At 39.4% G+C, this 312-nt stretch carries 1 protein-coding gene; it reads right to left on the reverse strand.

What is annotated here, in order from left to right:
- A partial coding sequence (locus tag SB773_RS30865) for an OsmC family protein (RefSeq protein ID WP_410594049.1) occupies window positions 1–149 on the reverse strand: 149 nt, incomplete at its 3' end.
- Window positions 150–312: the final 163 nt, after the last annotated feature.

Below are 312 nucleotides of genomic sequence, written 5' to 3' on the forward strand. Positions count from 1 at the left end.
GAGAGGACGACTTCAACAGGGTTCATGTCGGTATCTGTTCCGCCCAAGCTTCTTGGTTCATCGATCGTCAGCGCAAAGTCTCTGGACCGGGCTTTCACAACCATCCCTTTTTGCAAATGTGCGGTGGCTCTAAAGGTTTCGACAGGCATTTTCTACACTCCCTTACATGAATTATCAGATTACAATATTATATCATATAATCCCAAGTTTTTAGGTATGAATAATCAGTTTTTTTATTTAAGCAATCTCGTTTCACTTATACTGGATAATATTAACCTCATAATACCCCCACTCCTTGTAAACCTTATCAAT

This window comes from Bacillus sp. SIMBA_074 (genome assembly GCF_046534555.1).
Taxonomy (GTDB): domain Bacteria; phylum Bacillota; class Bacilli; order Bacillales; family Bacillaceae_G; genus Bacillus_A; species Bacillus_A mycoides.